The following is a 19,525-nucleotide window of genomic DNA, read 5'->3' as shown; positions in this document are numbered from 1 at the left end:
GGCGGACGCCCCTTACTGTGTCCGTCCCCCCGGCGGGGGCATGCCCACCATCCACCGGCAGCACACCCGCCGCCCGCCGACGCCACACCGACGAGCGACGCCGAAGAGCGACGTCAGAGCCGTGCGCGTGCGGCGTCCAGCAGACGTACGACCGAGTCGTCGGCGACGGCCGGGACCTCGGCGTAGGGGAACCAGCGCAGGTCGAGGGACTCGTCGCTGATCGCCTCGACGGCGCCGACGGGGGCGAGGGCGGCGTACTGGACGTCGAGGTGCCAGGCGCACGGCGTGTGATGGCGGTCGAGCCGGACCGGACCGCCGGGCAGGAGCGTCAGGCCCGCGATGCCGGACTCCTCCGTCGCCTCGCGCAGGGCGGAGCCCGCGAGCGTGCTGTCCCCGGGCTCGCAGTGGCCGCCCATCTGGAGCCACATGCGCAGCTTCCTGTGGAGCGTGAGCAGCACCCGGCCGCGCTCGGGATCGATCACCAGGCCGCTCGCCGTGATGTGCCCGTCGCCGCACGCCTTCCACATGCCGTCCGGGTGGGCGGCGAGGTGGTCGAGGTACGCCTGGCGCAGCTCGGCCTGGTCCTCGTAGCTCTTGAGTACGAGGACCGCGTCGTCGTGCAGGCTCACTCGGTGTCGTCGTCCTTCTTCTTGAGGTCCGGCTTCTCGGTGGAGCCGCCCGCGGCCTCGCCGAGCATCTTGTCCAGCTCGGAGAAGTCCATCTGCTCACGGTGGACGAAGCCGTCCGGGTCGTCCAGGTCGGAGGCGGTGGGCAGCATGTCGGGGTGGGCCCACAGCGCGTCGCGGCCGTCGACACCGCGCGCGTCGGTGAGGGACGCCCACAGACGGGAGGCGTCGCGCAGACGGCGGGGGCGCAGCTCCAGACCGATCAGCGTGGCGAAGGTCTGCTCGGCCGGGCCGCCCGTGGCGCGACGCCGGCGAAGGGTCTCGCGCAGCGCGTCCGCGGACGACAGGCGCGGCTTCGCGGCGGCGTGCACCACCGCGTCCACCCAGCCCTCCACCAGCGCCAGAGCGGTCTCCAGGCGGGCCAGGGCGGCCTTCTGCGCCGGGGTGTCCTCCGGCTGGAACATGCCCTGCTGGAGTGCCTGCTGCAGCTCCTCGGGGTTCTGCGGGTCGAACTGGCCGACCACGTCCTCCAGCTTGGCCGTGTCGACCTTGATCCCGCGCGCGTAGCCCTCGACCGCGCCGAACAGGTGCGAGCGCAGCCAGGGCACGTGGGCGAAGAGCCGCTGGTGGGCGGCCTCGCGCAGGGCGAGGTAGAGCCGCACCTCGTCCTTGCCGACGCCCAGGTCCTTGCCGAACGCCTCCACGTTGAGCGGCAGCAGCGCGGCCTTGCCGGCCGGGCCGAGCGGCAGGCCCACGTCGGTGGAGCCCACGACCTCGCCCGCGAGCACGCCCACGGCCTGCCCGATCTGCTGGCCGAACATGGCGCCGCCCATCGACTTCATCATGCCGATCAGCGGGCCGGCCATGGCCTGCATCTCCTCCGGCAGGATGTCGCCCATGGCGCCGCCGACGCGCTCGGCCACCGGGTCGACGAGCTCCTTCCAGGCGGGCAGGGTGGCCTCCACCCACTCCGCGCGGCTCCACGCCACGGCGGAGCCCGCGCCGGACGGCAGGGACGTCGCGTCGTCGAGCCACAGGTCCGCCAGGCGGACGGCCTCCTCGACGGCGGTGCGCTCCGCCGGGCCGACACTCGCGTCCTTGGTGCCGTCGGCGGTCCCCTGGGCGACCGTCTGGCGGGCGATCTGCTTGGCCATGTCCCAGTTCACCGGACCGCCCTCGTACGAGAGCATCTGGCCCAGCTGCTGGAAGGCCGCTCCCAGGTCGGTGGGGTTCATGGAACCGAACATCGCGGCGAACGGATTGTCGGCGCCGGGACCGCCGGCCCCGGGGAACCCGAAGCCGAACGGGTTGGCCGGTCCCTGACCACCACCGCTCTCCTGGTCCTTCTTCTTGCCCTCGTCGCCGTCGTCCGGCTCCTCCGGCGGAAGGCCGAATCCGAATGGGGTGTCACTCACGGGATTCCTCGGCTGATAGGGCCATCGGTTTTCTCCGACGGCGCGGCTGCCCGAACACCACCCAGCCTAGACACCACGGCGGGTTAAGGCCTCGGTGCTCCGCCGACCGATGGCCTGCGGCAGGATGGATGCCACCTGGTACGCACGCGTCGCCCGCGTTCGTACTGAAGACAACCGCTGGAGACGCCCGGTGAGTTCCCCAGATCCACAGGTTCGCGCAGCGCGAAACCAATCCACCACTCCCGCCGTGCGCGGGCCCGTCGTCGCGGTCACCGGTGCCGCGTCCGGCGTCGGAGCGTTGCTCACCGAGCGGCTCGCCGAGTCCGACCGGATCCGCCAGGTCATCGCCATCGACGAACGGCGCGGCGACTGCGCGGCCGCCCAGTGGCACATCCTGGACGTCCGGGACCCGGCGATCGCCGAGAAGCTGCGCGGGGCGGACGTCGTGGTGCACCTGGCGGTCGACCTCGACCTGGGCGCCGACGCGGCGGCCCGCAGCGCGTACAACGTGCGCGGGACGCAGACCGTGCTGACGGCGTCCGCGGCGGCCGGGGTGCACCGGGTCGTGCTGTGCACCTCGGCGATGGTCTACGGCGCGCTGCCCGACAACGAGCTGCCGCTCTCGGAGGACGCCGAGCTGAGGGCGACCGCCGAGGCCACCGGGGTCGGCGACCTGCTGGAGATCGAGCGCCTCGCACGCCGGGCGCCGCGCGCCCATCCGGGCCTCAATGTCACCGTAGTCCGCCCGGCGACGCTCGTCGGAGGCACGGACACCGCCCTGACCAGGTATTTCGAGTCGCCGCGGCTGCTGGTGGTGGCCGGATCGCGGCCCGCCTGGCAGTTCTGTCACGTCGAGGACCTGTGCGGCGCGCTGGAGTATGCCGTGCTGGAGAAGGTCGACGGGGAGCTGGCCGTCGGCTGCGAGGGATGGCTGGAGCAGGAGGAGGTCGAGGAGCTCAGCGGGATCCGGCGCATGGAGCTGCCGTCCGCCGTCGCACTCGGTGCCGCCGCCCGGCTGCACCGGATCGGACTGACGCCCTCGCCGGCCGGGGACCTGGCCTACACGATGTATCCGTGGGTGGTGAGCGGGAGCCGGCTGCACGATGCCGGGTGGCGGCCGTTGTGGACGAACGAGGAAGTGCTGGCGGAACTGCTGGAGGAGGTCGCCGGGCGGCACACCGTGGCCGGACGGCGTCTGGGGCGCAAGGACGCCACGGCGGCGGGTGCCGCGGGGGCGACGGTCGCGTTGCTCGGCACGGCGGCGCTGGTGCGGCGGGCCCGGAAGGCGCGGGGCCGGCGCTGAGGACGCGCCCCCTCGCCGAAGGGGGCCCTCGCTGAGGGGTGTCCTCGCCGGGACGGCGGCCGGGACCGACGCGCCCGCCCGGGCCGCCCGGCGGAACGACAGCCGGGTGGCTCTGCCGTGTCCGCGCGCCTGTAGGTACCGCCCGGCCGCCCCGCGCACGTACGCGCGTTTTCGGCCTCGTCGGGCGGGGGCCGGGTGGGGCACGATGGGGGTATGGCAGTCAATGATGATCATCCCGGTGAGGGTGAGCAGGGGGCCGAGGAGCCCGTCAAGCTGATCGGGATTCGGGAGACGGCACTCTCCGTCGACGAGGTGTTCCGCGCGGTCGGGGACGACGCGGCCGGAGGGACCGCGCTGTTCGTGGGGACCGTGCGCAACCACGACGGCGGAGCGGACGTCGACGAACTGGGCTATTCGTGTCACCCCACGGCCGAGGCCGAGATGCGGCGGATCGCGGAGAAGGTGGTCGCGGACTACCCGGTGCGAGCCCTCGCGGCCGTGCACCGGGTGGGGAACCTGGAGGTCGGAGACCTGGCGGTGGTCGTTGCCGTGTCGTGTCCGCACCGGGGCGAGGCCTTCGAGGCGTGCCGGAAACTGATCGACGACCTCAAGCGCGACGTGCCCATCTGGAAGCACCAGAAATTCTCCGACGGCACCGATGAGTGGGTCGGCGCGTAGCCGGGGCCGTGACCGGAACGCGCCCGTGCGCGTTCCGGTTGCGTAACCCGCCCCCCGGAGCGAGCGTTGACGGAGCGGACGGTTAATCTGCTGATCAGTCAGTTGTGGTTGTTTGACAGGGGTTGGGAGGCCGGCATGGCGGCGCTCGCCTGGTTGCTGATTCCACTCGTGGCGGCGATCGGTGCCGGACTGTGGGGCGGCTGGGCCAGCCGGAACCGCAGGAGCATCGAGGACGGCACCGAGCTCGCGGGCTACTCCCGCTTCCGCGAGGCCATGGAACGGTCCCACTCCGGCGGCTAGGGTGCGTTTCAGAAGTGGATCTTGATGTGTCAAGATCCACTTCGTGGGACGGCATGATCTGACGAATGCACAATGGGCGAAGCTGGAGCCCTTGCTCCCGGCCGGCAAGAAGCCCGGACGGCCACCGGTGCACACCAAGCGGCAGTTGATAGACGGCATACGCTGGCGCACCCGCGCCGGTGCTCCGTGGCGGGACGTGCCCGAGCGGTATGGCCCGTGGGAGACGGTCTACGGTCTGTTCCGGCGCTGGCAGCGGGACGGCACCTGGCACCGCATCTTCGAGCAGCTGCAGGCCCGGGCCGACGCCGAGGGGCTGATCACCTGGGACGTCTCGGTGGACTCCACCATCGCCCGCGCCCACCAGCATGCGGCCGGTGCCCGCAAAAAGGGGATCTGCAGATCGAGCCGCCAGGTGGCGTGTTCATCGAGCCCGATGACCACGGGCTCGGACGATCCCGGGGTGGGCTGACCACCAAGCTGCACCTGGCGGTCGAGCAGGCCCAGAAGCCGATGGCGCTGGTCATCACGGCTGGACAGCGTGGTGACTCGCCGCAGTTCCAGGTGGTCCTGGGCCGTATCCGGGTGCCCCGGCTCGGGCAGGGCCGCCCGCGCACCCGGCCGGACAAGGTGCGTGCCGACAAGGCGTACGGCTCCCGCGCGAACCGCGACTACCTGCGCAAACGTGGCATCCGCTGCACGATCCCGGAGAAGCGCGACCAGATTGCCAACCGCAAGAAACGCGGTTCCCACGGCGGCCGCCCGCCCAAGTTCGACAAGGACGACTACAAGCAGCGCCACGCAGTGGAGTGCGGAATCAATCGCCTGAAACGGCACCGTGCGGTCGCCACGAGATACGACAAGCTCGCCGTCCGCTACGAAGCGACGGTGCTGGTCGCAGCCATCAACGAGTGGCTATGACCAGCACTTTCAAAACGCACCCTAGGGCGTGTTGCGAAAGTCCCGCCTGCCTCGCGACGCCATGCACGCACTCTCGCCGCACCGGGCGAAAGCCCAAGTACATCCAGTACGAGGGCTTCCGCCCGGCACGCCGAGAGCACGCACCTGACGCCGCGAGGCCCGCCCTTCGGGCGAACGACGGGACTTTCGCAACACGCCCTAGGCCCGCCCCACCCCGGACGGACGGCCCCGACAGTGCGCCGACATGCCTGTCCCGTACTGTCGTTCCATGCCACGCCGCACCGCGACGATGCTCGCCTCCACCCTGATGCTGATCGCACTCCTGTGCGCGGGTGTGATCATTCCCGTGCCTTATGCGGAGATGTCGCCGGGGCCGACGGTGAACACGCTCGGGAAGCACGGCGGTGATCCGGTGCTGCAGATCTCCGGGCGCAGGACGTACGCGACCAGCGGGCATCTGAACATGACCACGGTCCGCGTCACCAGCGCCGACTACCGGATGAACCTGGTCGAGGCCGTGTACGGCTGGCTTGCACACGACAACAAGGTCGTGCCGCACGACACGCTCTACCCGGACGGCAAGACCAAGGAGCAGTCGACGCAGGAGAACGCCGAGGAGTTCAGCCAGTCCCAGGAGAGCGCCAAGGTCGCGGCCCTGAAGGAACTGGACATCCCGGTGCGGTCCTGGGTGATCGTCTCCACCGTGCTCAAGGACTCACCGGCCGAGGGCAAGCTGCACGCCGGTGACGTGATCAAGTCCGTCGACGGGACGGCGGTCAAGGCACCAGAGGACGTGGCGAAGCTCGTCACGCGGCACAAGCCGGGCGAGGACGTGGACTTCGTCATCGTGCCCGCCAAGGCCCAGGCCGCCGCCGAGAAGGCGAACAGGACGGCGACCGAGACCGAGAAGGTCACGATCACCACGGGAAAGTCCGACGACACGGGTGAGGAACGCGCCATCGTCGGCATCTCGGCCGGGACCGACCACACGTTCCCGTTCACCATCGACATCAAGCTCGCCGACGTCGGCGGCCCGAGCGCCGGACTGATGTTCGCCCTCGGTATCTACGACAAGCTGACTCCGGGCAGCCTCACCGGCGGGAAGTTCGTGGCCGGCACCGGCACGATCGACGACCAGGGCAAGGTCGGCCCCATCGGCGGTATCGAGATGAAGACGGTCGGCGCGCGGGCCAAGGGCGCCCGGTACTTCCTGACGCCCGAGGACAACTGCGCCACCGCCGCCCGGGACGTCCCCGCCGGGCTCACCCTCGTCAAGGTCGGCACCATCGGGGACGCGCTGGGCGCCCTGAAGGACATCCGCGCCGGTGACACCGCCGACCTGCCGAAGTGCAGCACGAAGGGCTGACGGGCCACGAGGGCCGACGCGGACGGACGTACGCGCGCGCGGGGGGCGCTCCCGGAGACCGGGGGCGCCCCCCACGCGCGTGGCGGCGGATTCAGTCCACGAAGGTCGCGGACAGGGCCTCCGCCAGGCCCGGCACCAGCTCCGGGCCGGTGAGGACCTCGGTCGGGGTGTCCTTCTCGCGCAGGCGCAGGGCCGAGTCACGGGAGCCGTCCCGCAGGACGGCGACCGTCATGCGGACCTCCTGGCGCTCCGGGTGGGAGGCGACCCACTGGGCAAGACGGGCCTCGTCGAGGTTCTCGGGGACGGACGACTCGGCGGACGGCGGCAGCATCAGCCGCTCCACGGTCAGCGCGCAGCCGACCACCGCGTCGGGCCAGGCGATGGTGCCGAGGAACTCGTCCAGCGCCTTGCCCGCGGGAAGCTCGTCCTGCTCGATCGGGGTGAGACCCACGGTCTCGGACTCGTTCTGCAGTCCGAGCTGGGCCGCGAGGGCGGGTTCCTGGGACCGCAGACGCGCGGTATCCACCAGGGCGAAGAGGCGAGCGGGCTGGTCCCAGCCGAGGCCGGAGGCGTACTCGTCGATCTCGAGCACGGCCCGGGTGAGGGGGTTCGCTGCCATGGGAGTGTTGGACATGGTCACAATCCTGCCTCGTTCGTCCCCTGAAGCGGGAACCGAGTAAAGCGTGAGTAAGTTGCATAGGTGAGGCCCCTGCGATCACGGGGCCCGCTGGAGGGTCCGTAGACGCGGGCCTGACGTATCGACAGCGAACTTCGAGGTGCGCACCTTGGCTTTCCAGATGCCGGACCGCGGCGGAGGCCCGACGGGGCCGCGGATCAGAGTGGGCCGACCGTCCCGACGTGTCCGGACGCTGCTCATGACGTTGGGCGTCCTTGCCGTCCTCGGCATGGTCTTCGTCATGTTCGCGGGATTCTGGACGGACTGGCTCTGGTACCGGTCGGTGAGGTATTCGTCCGTCTTCACCACCACGCTCTGGACGAAGATCGGGCTGTTCTTCGTCTTCGGTCTGCTGATGTCGGCCTCGGTCGGTTTCAACATCTGGCTGGCGCACCGGCTGCGGCCGCCGCTGAGCGCGATGTCGATGGAGCAGCAGAACCTCGACCGGTACCGGATGGGCATCGCGCCCTACAAGAAGTGGCTGCTCCTCGGGATCACCTCCCTGGTGGGCCTCATCGCCGGCGCCTCCGCCTCCGGGCAGTGGCGCACCTGGCTGATGTGGGTCAACGGGGTGTCGTTCGGGCAGAAGGACCCCCAGTTCGGTCTGGATGTCTCCTTCTACGCCTTCGATCTGCCCTGGTACCGCTTCCTGCTCGGCTTCGGCTTCGCCGCGGCCGTGCTCTCGGTGATCGCCGCCGCGCTCACGCACTACCTGTACGGCGGCCTCAGGGTCACCTCCCCGGGTGCGCGCGCCACCGCCGCGGCCACGGGGCACCTGTCGGTGCTGCTAGGGATCTTCGTCGCCCTGAAGGCGGTCGCGTACTGGCTCGACCGGTACGGGCTCGCGGTGAAGTCCAGCGACTTCAAGGCGACCGGCAACTGGACGGGCCTGAGGTACGTCGACGCGAACGCGTACCTGCCGGCCAAGACGATCCTGTTCTGCATCGCCGTCATCTGCGCGCTGCTGTTCTTCGCCACCATCTGGCGCCGCACCTGGCAGCTGCCGGTCATCGGCTTCGGCCTGATGGTGCTCTCCGCGATCCTCATCGGCGGGCTGTACCCGGCGATCGTCCAGAAGTTCCAGGTCCAGCCGAACGAGCAGGCCAAGGAGGCGCCGTACGTCGAGAAGAACCTGGCGGCGACCCGGCAGGCCTACGGCATCGACGGAACGGACGTCGAGGAGTACTCGGGTGTGAGCGACACCACGGACAAGGCCAAGCTCCGCAAGGACGCCGACACCACGGCCAGCATCCGCATGCTCGACCCGAACATCGTCTCGCCGACGTTCCAGCAGCTCCAGCAGATGAGGAACTACTACGCGTTCCCCACGAACCTGGACGTCGACCGGTACAGCAACGAGGACGGTGCGGAGCAGGACACCGTCATCGGTCTGCGCGAGCTGAACCTCGCGGGCATCCCGAAGAACAACTGGATCAACGACCACTTCCGCTACACCCACGGCTACGGCGTGGTCGCCGCCAAGGGCACCGAGGCCACCGCCGGCGGCCGCCCGGTGTTCACCGAGTCGGACCTGCCGTCCAAGGGCGACCTCGGCGAGTACCAGCAGCGGGTCTACTACGGCGAGAAGACCACCCAGTACTCGATCGTCGGCGGTCCCCAGAAGGAGATCGACTACTCCGACGACAGCGGTGAGAAGACCACCAGTTACAAGGGCGGCAGCGGGATCAACCTCTCCAGCCCGGTCAACCGGGCCGCGTACGCGGTGGCGTTCAACGAGCCGCAGATCCTCTACTCCGGCGCCATCGGCGAGGGTTCGCGGATCCTGTACAACCGCACGCCCAAGGAGCGCGTCGAGGCGGTCGCGCCCTGGCTGACCATCGACGGTGACGCCTACCCGGCCGTCGTCGACGGGAAGATCCAGTGGATCGTCGACGCGTACACGACCACCAACGGTTACCCGTACGCCTCCCGCACCACTCTGGGGGACACGACGGCCGACTCGCTGACCGCCGACAACAGCCAGCGCGCGGTGGTGGCCCAGCAGAACCAGGTCAACTACATCCGCAACTCGGTGAAGGCGACCGTCGACGCGTACACGGGTCAGGTCAAGCTCTACCAGTGGGACACCCAGGACCCGGTCCTGAAGACCTGGATGAAGGCGTTCCCCGACACGGTGGAGCCGAAGGCGGCGATCTCGAAGTCGCTGGAGGCCCATCTGCGGTACCCGCAGGACCTGTTCAAGGTCCAGCGCGAGCTGCTGACCCGCTACCACGTGAAGGACGCCGAGACGTTCCTCAGCGGCAGTGAGGTCTGGCAGGTCCCGGACGACCCGACCAACACCTCGGGCAACGCGGTTCCGCCGTACTACCTGAGCATGAAGCTGCCGGGCCAGACGGCACAGGCGTTCTCGCTGACCACCACGCTCACGCCCAACGGCCGGGACAACCTCAGTGCCTTCGTCGCGGTCAACGCCGAGGCGGGCACCAAGGACTACGGCAAGATCAGAATCCTGAAACTGCCGACCAGCGAACCGATCGACGGACCGAAACAGGTCCAGAGCCAGTTCAACTCCGAACAGGACATCGCCGAGACCATCAGCCTCCTCAAGAGAGGTGACTCACAGGTCGAGTACGGCAACCTCCTGACGGTCCCGCTCGACGGCGGCCTGCTCTACGTGGAACCCGTCTATGTGCGAGGCGGCGGGCTCAAGTACCCGCTGCTGCGCAAGGTTCTGGTCACCTACGGCGGCAACACGGCCTTCGAGGACACCCTCGACGCCGCGCTGAACAAGGTGTTCGAGACCGAGGGATCGCCCACGGAGCCGCCGGCGGACGACGGCGACCAGGGCACCAACGAGCCGCCGAAGTCGGGCGATCCGACGGTCCAACAGGCCCTGGATGAAGCCCAGAAGGCGTTCGACGAGGGCCAGCAGGCACTCAAGGACGGCGACTGGGAGGCGTACGGCCGGGCCCAGCAGGACCTGGAGGACGCGCTGAAGCGCGCCGAGGACGCACAGTCCAAGGCCGGCGGGACCGGCGGCAGCGGCAACGACAGCGGCGACAAGAGCGGCGACAAGAGCGACAGCGCCGATAAGAGCGACAAGAGCGACAAGAGCGACGGCGGAGACAAGAACGACGACGGAGGCTCCGGAAGCGGCTGAAAAGGCTGATGCAGGGCTCCACCCCGCACCGTGGTACGGTTGCAACACAACGGCGCGGGGTGGAGCAGCTCGGTAGCTCGCTGGGCTCATAACCCAGAGGTCGCAGGTTCAAATCCTGTCCCCGCTACTGAAGTTGAAGGCCCGGATCCTCATCAGGATCCGGGCCTTCGACGTGTTGGCGGGGGGGATCCGGGCAATCTGTGTTTGACTTGTCGCTCTGTGGGCATGTCGACAAAACGCTGTAGTGACCTCAATGGCTGCGGTATACCAGGTGTACCCAGGTTGCAGGTGGTGCGACGATGGACGTTATGGGGGACAAGGCAACTCTGTTGGAGACAGGGCGGTTTGCGCAGCGTGCCGACTTTGCGCAGCCTGACGACCTTGTGCTGCCTGCAGACTTCGCGGTGCCCGCCGAGTCCACCGCGTCGGTCGAGTCCGTGCGTACGGCGGACGAGGACGAGACGGGGGACGCCGTGGAGGAGGCGCGTCAGCGTCTCGCCGCCGAGTCCGGCGACGCCGAGGCGATGAGCGTCGTCGGAGCCATGCTGCTGCGCCGAGGAGACCTCGACGGGGCCGAGCCCTACCTGCGGGGCGCCACCGCCGCCGGGGACCGAGCGGCGGCCAACAACCTGGGTGTTCTGCTGCACCAGCGCGGTTACGCCGACGAGGCCGCCAGCTGGTGGCGGGTCGCGGCCGTCGCCGGTTCCGCCGCGGCCGCGCACGCGCTCGGCCGGCACCACCGCGAGCGCGGCGACGAACCGGCCGCCGAGTACTGGCTGCGCCAGTCCGCCGAGCAGGGGCACGCCCTGGGCGCGTACGCCCTCGCCGACCTGCTGGAACACCGCAGCGACGCCGCCGCGGAGCGATGGATGCGGGTCGCCGCCGAGCGTGGGCACCGCGAGGCCGCCTACCGGCTCGCGCGGGCGCTGGACCACCTCGCCGAGCAGGAGGAACGCGCCGCCGCGCGCGAGGGGCGCAGGATCGCGCGGGCGGCGTTCGAGAGCGCGGGCGCGGACCGTGACACCGCCCGCGAGGGCCGCCTCGTCGTCCGGGCGGGCCGCGCGGCCGCACGGGCGGGCGAGTCCGGTGCGGCCGACGGGGCCGGCGCCGCTGCCGAGGAGGCCGAGCAGTGGTACCGCCAGGCCGCCGCGCGCGGGCACCGGCGGGCCGCGCTGCACCTCGGGGCGATCCTGGAGCGGCGCGGTGAGCACAAGGAGGCCGGCCGCTGGTACCTCACCTCCGCCAAGGACGGCGAGCCGCGCGCCGCGTGCGCGCTCGGGTTCCTGCTGCGGGACGCGGGCGACACGGAGAGCGCGGCCGTGTGGTGGCTGCGGGCCGCCCAGGACGGCGACGGCAACGCGGCGAACGCGCTGGGCGCGCTGCACGCCGAGCGGGGCGAGACGCAGACCGCCGAGCGCTGGTACCGCGCCGCGATGGACGCCGGTGACGTCAACGGGGCGTACAACCTCGGGCTGCTCTGCGCCGAGCAGGGGCGGACCGCGCAGGCCGAGCAGTGGTACCGGCGGGCCGCGTACGCCGGGCACCGGGAGGCGGCGAACGCGCTGGCCATCCTGTTGCTGCAGGTCGGGGACACCGCCGGGGCCGAGCCGTGGTTCTCCAAGGCCGCGGAGGCCGGCAGCGTGGACGCCGCCTTCAACCTGGGCATCCTGTTCGCCGGGCGCGGCGACGACGTGACGGCGCTGGTCTGGTACGAGCGGGCGGCCGCCGCGGGCCACACCGAGGCGGCGCTGCAGGTCGCCATCGCGCGGCTGCGGGACGGCGACGAGCGGGCCGCCGAGCGGCACCTGCGGTGTGCCGCGGGCGGGGGCAGCGCGGAGGCCGCGTACCGGCTGGCCGCGGTGCTGGACGCGCGCCGGCCGCCGGCGCCCGCGCACGAGCTGGGGGAGCCGGTGCGGGAGAAGAACGAGTGCGAGGAGTGGTACGAGAGGGCCGCGTCCCAGGGGCACCGGCGTGCCCAGGTGCGGGTCGGGATGCTCGCCGCGGGGCGCGGAGACGTGGCCGAGGCGGCCCGGTGGTACCGGGCCGCGGCGGAGTCCGGGTCGCGGAACGGGGCGTTCAATCTGGGGCTGCTGCTGGCCCGTGAGGGGAGCGAGCCGGAGGCCGCGTCGTGGTGGGCCCGGGCCGCCGACGCGGGGCACGGGCGGGCAGCTCTGCGGCTCGCCCTCGTCTACGCGCGTCGGGGCGAGCTGGTGGAGGGCAAGCGGTGGGCCGACCGGGCCGTGGCGCTCGGCCCGGCGGAGGTCAGGGAGCGGGCGGCGAGGCTGCGGGACGCGCTGCGGGACGAGCTGTCGGCGTAGGCGCTGAATGGATTTGCGCTGGTCGATGAGCTTGACGTAGTGTTCATTTCACCGACGCGGGGTGGAGCAGCTCGGTAGCTCGCTGGGCTCATAACCCAGAGGTCGCAGGTTCAAATCCTGTCCCCGCTACTGAAGGCCAAGGGCCCGGAACCGATCAGGTTCCGGGCCCTTGGTGTATGCCCCCGAGCGGGTGATGCCGGGGGCTTCGTCGTGCACCGCCGGGGCTAGGCCGTCGTCGCGCAGGTCGGGCACAGGCCCCGGTAGGTGACCTCCACGTCCGAGACGGTGAAGCCGAAGCGCTCGGAGGCGGGGAGATCGGCGAGGGGGTTCCCGGTGGGGTGGACGTCCCGGATCGTGCCGCATCGGGCGCAGACCAGGTGGTGGTGCGGGCGGTGCGCGTTGGGGTCGTACCGCTTGGCCCGCCGGTCCGTGGCGACCTCCAGCACCTCACCGAGGACGACCAGCTCACCGAGCGTGTTGTAGACGGTGGCCCGGGAGATCTCCGGCAGCTTGGCGACGGCGCGTGTGTGCACCTCGTCGGCCGTCAGGTGGACGTGCTCGCCGTCGAGCACCTCGGCCACGACGCGCCGCTGTGCGGTCATGCGCCATCCGCGTCCGCGCAGCCGTTCCAGAAGGTCACTCATAGCCACCAGCGTAACAGCCTGGACGAACAGTTCCCGAACGGGTGTGATTTTAGAGCTTGGCTTGACTTGGAATCGATCCAATATGGGATCGATCTCGATTGACGGGCTGTGGGGCCGGGGTCCAGCAGCGGATGATGTCGCGGACCGAGACGATGCCGATCGGGGCGCCCTCGTCGAGGACGATCAGATGGCGGAAGCCGCCGTGGGTCATGGCGCGGGCCGCTTCCTCCAGGGTCCAGGACGGCGTGGCGAACACGACGTCGGTGGTGGTGTGGGCATGGGCCCGCTCGGCGTCCGGGCTCTGGCCCAGGCCGACGGAGTTGAGGACGTCGCGTTCGGTCAGTATCCCGAGTCCGCCGGCGTCCGGGTCGAGGACCACGGCCGCGCCGATGCGGCGGGCCGACATCAGGGCGGCGGCCTGCCGGAGAGTGTGATCGGGGCCGATGGTGAGGACCACTGTGCTCATGGCGTCGCGGACGAGCATGGAGTTCAGCCACCTCCTAGGGCACCCCGGTGACGGATGGTGCGGGCCCGGCGCCGGAGGCACCAATTGAGCACTGCACAAGTTCACAAGGGGGGAGCTCTCAATGTGGCAGGTAAAGCGGAGGTCAACAAGGGGGCGTGCGTGGTCAGTTCGGGGCGCCTCGGGATCACTCCGGCAGAGGAGCGGTCAGTAGCGCTCGTTCAGGTAGCCCAGCATCTCGTCGTGCAGCAGACCGTTCGACGCCGCCGCGTTGCCGCTGTGCGGGCCGGGGCGGCCGTCGAGACCGGTGAAGCTGCCGCCCGACTCGGTGACGATGATCGCGTTGGCGGACATGTCCCACAGGGACAGCTCGGGTTCGGCGCAGATGTCCACCGAGCCCTCGGCGACCATCATGTACGGCCAGAAGTCGCCGTACGCGCGCGTGCGCCACACCTCGCGGGTCAGGTCCAGGAAGCCGTTCAGGCTGCCGCGCTCCTCCCAGCCGCCGAGGGAGGAGTACGCGAAGGACGCGTCCGACAGCCGCGCGACGCGGGAGACGCGCAGACGGGAGGCCGAGCTGAGACTGCGGCCCGTGAAGGCGCCGTGGCCCTTCGCCGCCCACCAGCGGCGGCCCAGGGCAGGAGCGGAGACGACGCCGACGACGGGCTGGTAGCCGCCCTCGGCCGCTTCCATCAGGGAGATCAGGGTGGCCCAGACGGGGACGCCCCGGACGTAGTTCTTGGTGCCGTCGATCGGGTCGACGACCCAGCGGCGGGGGCCGGTTCCGGCCAGGCCGAACTCCTCGCCCAGGATGGCGTCCCGGGGGCGGGCGCGCTGGAGCTGGCCGCGGATGAGCTCCTCGGCGGCCTTGTCGGCCTCGCTCACCGGGGTCATGTCCGGCTTCGTCTCGACCTTCAGGTCGAGGGCCTTGAAGCGGGCCATGGTGGTCGCGTCGGCGGCGTCCGCGAGGACGTGGGCGAAGCGGAGGTCGTCGAGGTAGTCGGCCATGTGGCGAACGGTATCTGTCGAGGTCGGTACGGGGCTACAGGGGGCCGGAGGCGGGTCGGGGCAACGGGGTCCGCGGGAGGTCCGGGACCGGAGCGCCGGGCGGTGTGAGCGCGTGGGGCTCGGCGTGAATGTCCCGCCGAGGCCGTGGGCAGACGACGGGGAGTCACCGACGGGGGTGAGGGCGGGCGCCGTCGAGGTGGGGCGGCACGTGCCGCGCGCGCCGGCCGACGCGCGCCCCCGGGGGCCGCCGCGAACTCTTGACAGTGACTTGATGCGCGTCAAATCTGAGGGCCAGAGCCGCCCGCTCGCTTGTTAGGGAGGCGATGATGCCTGCAGCGCGGGAATCCTTGCTGGACGCCGCTTACACGGCGCTGATGCGCCGGCCGTGGTCCGCCGTACGCATGGTGGACGTGGCGGCGGTGGCGGGAGTGTCACGTCAGACGCTGTACAACGAGTTCGGCAGCAAGGACGGACTCGCCAGGGCCCTGGTCCGGCGGGAGGCGGACGGCTATCTGGCGGGCGTGGACCGGGCGCTGGCCACTCCCGCGGACACCCGGGACCGGCTGGCCGCGACCGCCGAATGGACCGTACGGGCCTCCCGGAACAACGTGCTCGTCCGCGCCATGCTCACCGGCTGCTGGAGCGAGCGGCTGCCCTCACCGACCCTCTCGGCGGTGCCCTCGTCCTCCGTCGTGCCCGCCCAGCGCCGTGCGGACGGGCCCCTGCCCGCGCCCACCGACTTCGTGGCGCTGGTGCGTGAACGGGCCGTCGCCGCGCTGTCCGGGCCCGGCGCTCCCCGGCCGGACCCGGGGGAGCTGGCCCGGTCCTGCGAACTCGCCGTCCGGCTCGCCCTGTCCTGCGTGGCGGCGCCCCCGGCGGAGGGCGGGGTCACGGACCTCGTGCGGACCGCGCTGCCGCGTCAGCTCAGCCGGTCCCTCAACCATCTGTAGCCGCCGCGGCGCCGTCCCCGCCGGGCCGCGGACTACTGGGCGGATCCGGACAGTTGCAGGCCCACGACCCCCACGATCACCAGGGTGATCGAGACGATCTTCAGGGTGGAGACGAGGTCGCCGAGGAAGATCATCCCGTAGATCGCGGTGCCGGCCGCGCCGATGCCCGTCCAGACGGCGTAGGCGGGGCCGACGTCGAGCTTCTTCAGGGAGAGGGTCAGCAGTCCGAAGCTGCCGAGGGCGAAGACGCAGAAGGCGACCGTGGGCCAGAGCCTGGTGAAACCGTGCGAGAGCTTCAGACAGACGGCGAACCCGGTCTCCAGCAGCCCCGCCACGACCACCAGCAGCCACGCCATGTCTCGTCCTCCCGTGTCCCCGCGTTCCGTGACCGCTCGGTCCGCTCCCGGCGATCTCGTCCGCTCCGGGTCCGACTTGGTGCGATTATGCACTTACCGGGTGGGCGGGGGCGCAAACAACGCGGAGGTCAGTCGCCTTCCCGTCGTTCGCGCGTCGCGAGGAGTCTGCGCAGGGAGTAGAGGCGGGCCGGGTCCGCGTGTCCGTCCGCCACCCACTGGTCCAGCGCGCAGTCCTGCTCGTCGTGGCTGCACGCCCGCGGGCAGCCCTCGGTGCCCGGAACCAGGTCCGGGAAGGCGTGGATGACCCGGGAGGGGTCGATGTGGGCCAGCCCGAACGACCGGACGCCCGGGGTGTCCACCACCCAGCCGCCGTCCGAGTCCGCCAGGGGCAGGGCCAGCGCCGAGGTGGTGGTGTGCCGGCCGCGGCCCGTCACCGCGTTCACATGCCCCGTCGTACGGCGGCGGTCCTCGGGGACCAGGGCGTTCACCAGGGTCGTCTTGCCCACGCCGGAGTGGCCGACGAACGCGGTGACCCTGCCGTCGAGGTGGACGCGGACACGGTCGGCGGCGCCCCCCGACTCCAGTTCCTCGCGGCTCGTCACGACGTGGGGGAGGTCGACGTCGCCGTAGAGCTCCAGGAGTTTGTCCGGAGAGGCCAGGTCCGACTTCGTCAGGACGAGGAGGGGCGCGAGGCCGGCGTCGTAGGCGGCCACCAGACAGCGGTCGATCAGCCGGGGGCGGGGTTCCGGGTCGGCGAGGGCCGTGACGATGGCGAGCTGGTCGGCGTTGGCGACGACGACCCGCTCGTAGGGGTCGTCGTCGTCCGCCGTGCGGCGCAGCACCGACGTACGGTCGGCGATGCGGACGATCCGGGCGAGGGTGTCCTTCTTGCCGGAGAGGTCGCCGACCAGGGCGACGGTGTCGCCTACCACCGCCGCCTTGCGGCCCAGCTCCCGGGCCTTCATCGCCATCACCACACGGTCCTCGACCAGACAGGTCAGCCGCCCCCGGTCGACGGTGAGGACCATGCCCTCCGCCGCGTCCTCGTGCTTGGGACGGATGTGCGTACGGGGACGGTTGCCCTTGCGGTTCGGGCGGCTGCGGATGTCGTCCTCGTCGGTGTGCTTGCCGTAACGGCGCATGATCCCGGTCCGCCCGTCAGTTCTTCCCGAGCATCCCGGTCCACAGGTCGGGGAAGTCCGGCAGGGTCTTGGCCGTCGTCGCCACGTTCTCGATGCGCACACCCTCCACCGCCAGGCCGATGATCGCACCGGCCGTCGCCATGCGGTGGTCGTCGTACGTGTGGAAGACACCGCCGTGCAGGGGGCGGGGGCGGATGTGGAGGCCGTCGGCGGTCTCGGTGACGTCGCCGCCGAGTTCGTTGATCTCCTTGGTGAGCGCGGCCAGGCGGTCCGTCTCGTGCAGACGGAGGTGGGCGACGCCGCGCAGCGTCGAGGGGGAGTCGGCGAGGGCGGCGACCGCGGCGATGCCCGGGGTCAGCTCCCCGACCTCGCTCAGGTCCACGTCGATGCCGTGGACCGCGCCGGAGCCGGTGAACACCAGGCCGTACTCGGTCAGTTCGCAGATGCCGCCCATCTCCGTGAAGATCTCTCGGAGTTGGTCGCCGGGCTGGGTGGTGCGCGCGGGCCAGTCGGGGATGACGATCTTGCCGCCGGTCACCAGGGCAGCCGCCAGGAACGGCTGGGCGTTGGACAGGTCCGGCTCGATCGTCAGGTCGCGGCCGAGCAGCGCGCCCGGCGTGACCCGCCAGACGTTCGGCTCGCCGCCCGACTCCGGGGTGTCTACCTGCGCGCCGACCGAGCGCAGCATGTCGACGGTCATCCGGATGTGGGGCAGGGAGGGCAGCGTCGAACCGGTGTGGCGGACCTCCACGCCCTGGTTGAACCGGGGGGCCGAGAGCAGCAGCGCCGAGACGAACTGCGAGGACGAGGACGCGTCGATCGCCACCGGGCCGCCGTCCAGCGCGCCGCTGCCGTGGACCGTCAGCGGGAGGGCGCCCCGGCCGTCGTCGTCGATCCGGGCGCCGAGGGCGCGCAGGGCGTCGATCACGCCGTGCAGCGGGCGCTCGTAGGACCGCGGGTCGCCGTCGAAACGGATGGGGCCGTCGGCGAGCGCGGCGACCGGGGGGAGGAAACGCATGACCGTGCCGGCGTTGCCCACGTCCACCGTGGCCGGGCCGTGCAGGCCGGTGGGCAGGACGCGCCACGCCTCGCCGGAACCGCCCGCGCCGGAGGAGCTGGAGGAGACCGTCTCCTCGATGCCGACGCCCATCGCGCGCAGCGCGCCCGCCATCAGGAGGGTGTCGCGGGAGCGCAGGGGGCGGCGCAGCCATCCGGGCTCGCTCGCGAGGGCGGCGAGGACCAGGGCGCGGTTGGTGACGGACTTGGACCCCGGGACGTGGACCGTCGCGTCGACGGCTCCGCTCGCGTGCGGGGCGGGCCAGAGGTCGGGCTGTGCGTTCAGGGCCATGCGGCCCACTTTAGTGGGGGTTGCCTCCGCCCGGTTCAGCCGGTTGACATGCGTCGCCCGTCGGATGCGGCTTTCGTCGTGGCCGGTCGCGCGGTTCCCCGCGCGCCGCGGGCCCCCGGAGTCACAGGTGCAGCAGCCAGCGGCCGCCCCCCGTCAGGGCGCACAGCGACACCACGTGGAACATGATCAGCCATACCGTCGCCGGGACGTGGGTCAGGCGGGAGAGCTGGTCCGCGTCCGAGTCGCCGGCCCCGCCGCGGCGGCGCTTGGCCTGGAGTTCGAACGCCGGGCGTACGCCGCCCAGCAGCAGGAACCAGACCACCGCGTAGGCGAACGCGGCCTGGACCTGGGGTCCCGCGAGCCAGGAGACGACCACGAAGGTGCCGCCGGTGACGAGGACCGTGAGGGCGCCGTAGGCGTTGCGGATCATGATCAGCATGGCGATCAGCAGGATCGTGGAGAGCCACAGCAGCAGGGTGATGCGGCCGGAGCCGAGGAGGGCCGCGCCGCCGAGACCGAGGAGCGGGGGAGCGGTGTAGCCGGCGGCGGCGGTGAGGATCATGCCGATGCCGGTGGGCCTGCCCCGGCTCACCGTGAGGCCGCTGGTGTCGGAGTGCAGCCGGATGCCGGTCAGGGTGCGGCCGGTGAGCAGCGCGACCAGACCGTGGCCGCCCTCGTGGGCGATGGTGATGGCGTTGCGCGAGAGGCGCCAGACGCCGTGCGGGACGATCGCCGCGAGCGCGGCGACCGCGGTGGCTATGACGACCCAGAGGTCGGGTTCGGGCTGGGTGCCGAAGATTTCGTCCCACAGACTCGCCAGCGAGGTGACTGCGGTGCTTTCCATGTTCTGCTGTGGCTCCTCGGGGTCGCGATCGGCTGGGGGCGGCGTGTGA

At 71.3% G+C, this 19,525-nt stretch carries 18 protein-coding genes and 2 tRNA genes; 10 read left to right on the top strand and 10 right to left on the bottom strand.

The window, feature by feature from the left end:
* Positions 1-113: 113 nt before the first annotated feature.
* On the bottom strand, positions 114-629 hold the full coding sequence (locus SCAB_RS14535) for an NUDIX hydrolase (protein WP_013000836.1): 516 nt from the start codon (positions 627-629) through the stop codon (positions 114-116).
* On the bottom strand, positions 626-2,041 hold the full coding sequence (locus SCAB_RS14530; RefSeq protein ID WP_013000835.1) for a zinc-dependent metalloprotease: 1,416 nt from the start codon (positions 2,039-2,041) through the stop codon (positions 626-628). Before SCAB_RS14530 ends, SCAB_RS14535 begins: the two co-directional genes overlap by 4 nt.
* A 190-nt stretch (positions 2,042-2,231) precedes the next feature.
* Between SCAB_RS14530 and SCAB_RS14525 the strand changes: the two genes are divergently transcribed.
* From SCAB_RS14525 to SCAB_RS14500, 5 genes are all read left to right on the top strand, one after another.
* Positions 2,232-3,344, top strand: a complete 1,113-nt coding sequence (locus SCAB_RS14525; protein WP_037728500.1) for an SDR family oxidoreductase — start codon at positions 2,232-2,234, stop codon at positions 3,342-3,344.
* Positions 3,345-3,557: 213 nt separating this feature from the next.
* Positions 3,558-4,022 carry a molybdenum cofactor biosynthesis protein MoaE gene (locus SCAB_RS14520; protein WP_013000833.1) on the top strand — a complete coding sequence of 155 codons (465 nt, stop codon included), beginning with the start codon at positions 3,558-3,560 and terminating at the stop codon, positions 4,020-4,022.
* Positions 4,023-4,157: 135 nt separating this feature from the next.
* Positions 4,158-4,322, top strand: a complete 165-nt coding sequence (locus SCAB_RS47730) for a hypothetical protein (RefSeq protein WP_013000832.1) — start codon at positions 4,158-4,160, stop codon at positions 4,320-4,322.
* Between the two features lie 43 nt (positions 4,323-4,365).
* A protein-coding gene (locus SCAB_RS44820; RefSeq protein WP_231884914.1) for an IS5 family transposase occupies positions 4,366-5,240 on the top strand; the annotation gives its coding sequence in 2 pieces (ribosomal slippage) (positions 4,366-4,755 and positions 4,758-5,240; 873 coding nt in all).
* Positions 5,241-5,508: 268 nt separating this feature from the next.
* Positions 5,509-6,606, top strand: a complete 1,098-nt coding sequence (locus tag SCAB_RS14500) for a YlbL family protein (RefSeq protein ID WP_013000831.1) — start codon at positions 5,509-5,511, stop codon at positions 6,604-6,606.
* A gap of 91 nt (positions 6,607-6,697) precedes the next feature.
* Here the strand turns inward: SCAB_RS14500 and SCAB_RS14495 are convergent, their stop codons facing one another.
* Positions 6,698-7,240 carry a PPA1309 family protein gene (locus tag SCAB_RS14495; protein ID WP_037728503.1) on the bottom strand — a complete coding sequence of 181 codons (543 nt, stop codon included), beginning with the start codon at positions 7,238-7,240 and terminating at the stop codon, positions 6,698-6,700.
* 163 nt (positions 7,241-7,403) lie between these two features.
* On the opposite strand from SCAB_RS14495, the gene SCAB_RS14490 reads away from it, so the two are divergent.
* The 4 genes from SCAB_RS14490 (at position 7,404) to SCAB_RS14475 (ending at position 12,850) form a co-directional block, all read left to right on the top strand.
* On the top strand, positions 7,404-10,403 hold the full coding sequence (locus tag SCAB_RS14490; protein ID WP_049875710.1) for a UPF0182 family membrane protein: 3,000 nt from the start codon (positions 7,404-7,406) through the stop codon (positions 10,401-10,403).
* Between the two features lie 53 nt (positions 10,404-10,456).
* Positions 10,457-10,530: transfer RNA gene (locus tag SCAB_RS14485), tRNA-Met, on the top strand.
* A gap of 172 nt (positions 10,531-10,702) precedes the next feature.
* Positions 10,703-12,721 carry a tetratricopeptide repeat protein gene (locus SCAB_RS14480; RefSeq protein ID WP_173402875.1) on the top strand — a complete coding sequence of 673 codons (2,019 nt, stop codon included), beginning with the start codon at positions 10,703-10,705 and terminating at the stop codon, positions 12,719-12,721.
* Between the two features lie 55 nt (positions 12,722-12,776).
* Positions 12,777-12,850, top strand: a tRNA-Met gene (locus SCAB_RS14475).
* Between the two features lie 95 nt (positions 12,851-12,945).
* Here the strand turns inward: SCAB_RS14475 and SCAB_RS14470 are convergent.
* The 3 genes from SCAB_RS14470 to hisN all read right to left on the bottom strand — a co-directional run bounded on the left by SCAB_RS14470 (position 12,946) and on the right by hisN (position 14,836).
* Positions 12,946-13,365 (bottom strand): Fur family transcriptional regulator, encoded by a 420-nt coding sequence (locus SCAB_RS14470; protein ID WP_013000827.1) that lies wholly within the window; start codon positions 13,363-13,365, stop codon positions 12,946-12,948.
* A 49-nt stretch (positions 13,366-13,414) separates the two neighbouring features.
* Positions 13,415-13,849 carry a CBS domain-containing protein gene (locus tag SCAB_RS14465; protein WP_013000826.1) on the bottom strand — a complete coding sequence of 145 codons (435 nt, stop codon included), beginning with the start codon at positions 13,847-13,849 and terminating at the stop codon, positions 13,415-13,417.
* 186 nt (positions 13,850-14,035) lie between these two features.
* On the bottom strand, positions 14,036-14,836 hold the full coding sequence (gene hisN, locus SCAB_RS14460) for a histidinol-phosphatase (protein WP_013000825.1): 801 nt from the start codon (positions 14,834-14,836) through the stop codon (positions 14,036-14,038).
* Positions 14,837-15,162: 326 nt separating this feature from the next.
* Between hisN and SCAB_RS14455 the strand changes: the two genes are divergently transcribed.
* Positions 15,163-15,786 carry a TetR/AcrR family transcriptional regulator gene (locus SCAB_RS14455; RefSeq protein ID WP_037729188.1) on the top strand — a complete coding sequence of 208 codons (624 nt, stop codon included), beginning with the start codon at positions 15,163-15,165 and terminating at the stop codon, positions 15,784-15,786.
* Between the two features lie 32 nt (positions 15,787-15,818).
* Here the strand turns inward: SCAB_RS14455 and SCAB_RS14450 are convergent, their stop codons facing one another.
* The 4 genes from SCAB_RS14450 to SCAB_RS14435 form a co-directional block, all read right to left on the bottom strand.
* Positions 15,819-16,142, bottom strand: a complete 324-nt coding sequence (locus tag SCAB_RS14450; protein ID WP_013000822.1) for a DMT family transporter — start codon at positions 16,140-16,142, stop codon at positions 15,819-15,821.
* Between the two features lie 128 nt (positions 16,143-16,270).
* On the bottom strand, positions 16,271-17,284 hold the full coding sequence (rsgA, locus tag SCAB_RS14445) for a ribosome small subunit-dependent GTPase A (RefSeq protein ID WP_013000821.1): 1,014 nt from the start codon (positions 17,282-17,284) through the stop codon (positions 16,271-16,273).
* Between the two features lie 16 nt (positions 17,285-17,300).
* Complete coding sequence (gene aroA, locus SCAB_RS14440) at positions 17,301-18,632, bottom strand: 3-phosphoshikimate 1-carboxyvinyltransferase (RefSeq protein ID WP_013000820.1); 1,332 nt, start codon at positions 18,630-18,632, stop codon at positions 17,301-17,303.
* 121 nt (positions 18,633-18,753) lie between these two features.
* Complete coding sequence (locus SCAB_RS14435; RefSeq protein ID WP_013000819.1) at positions 18,754-19,476, bottom strand: M50 family metallopeptidase; 723 nt, start codon at positions 19,474-19,476, stop codon at positions 18,754-18,756.
* Positions 19,477-19,525 lie beyond the last annotated feature (49 nt).

Source organism: Streptomyces scabiei 87.22, from assembly GCF_000091305.1.
Classification (GTDB): domain Bacteria; phylum Actinomycetota; class Actinomycetes; order Streptomycetales; family Streptomycetaceae; genus Streptomyces; species Streptomyces scabiei.
The sequence above is the reverse complement of the archived record's forward strand: the minus strand, read 5'-3'. Positions and strand labels throughout refer to the sequence as shown.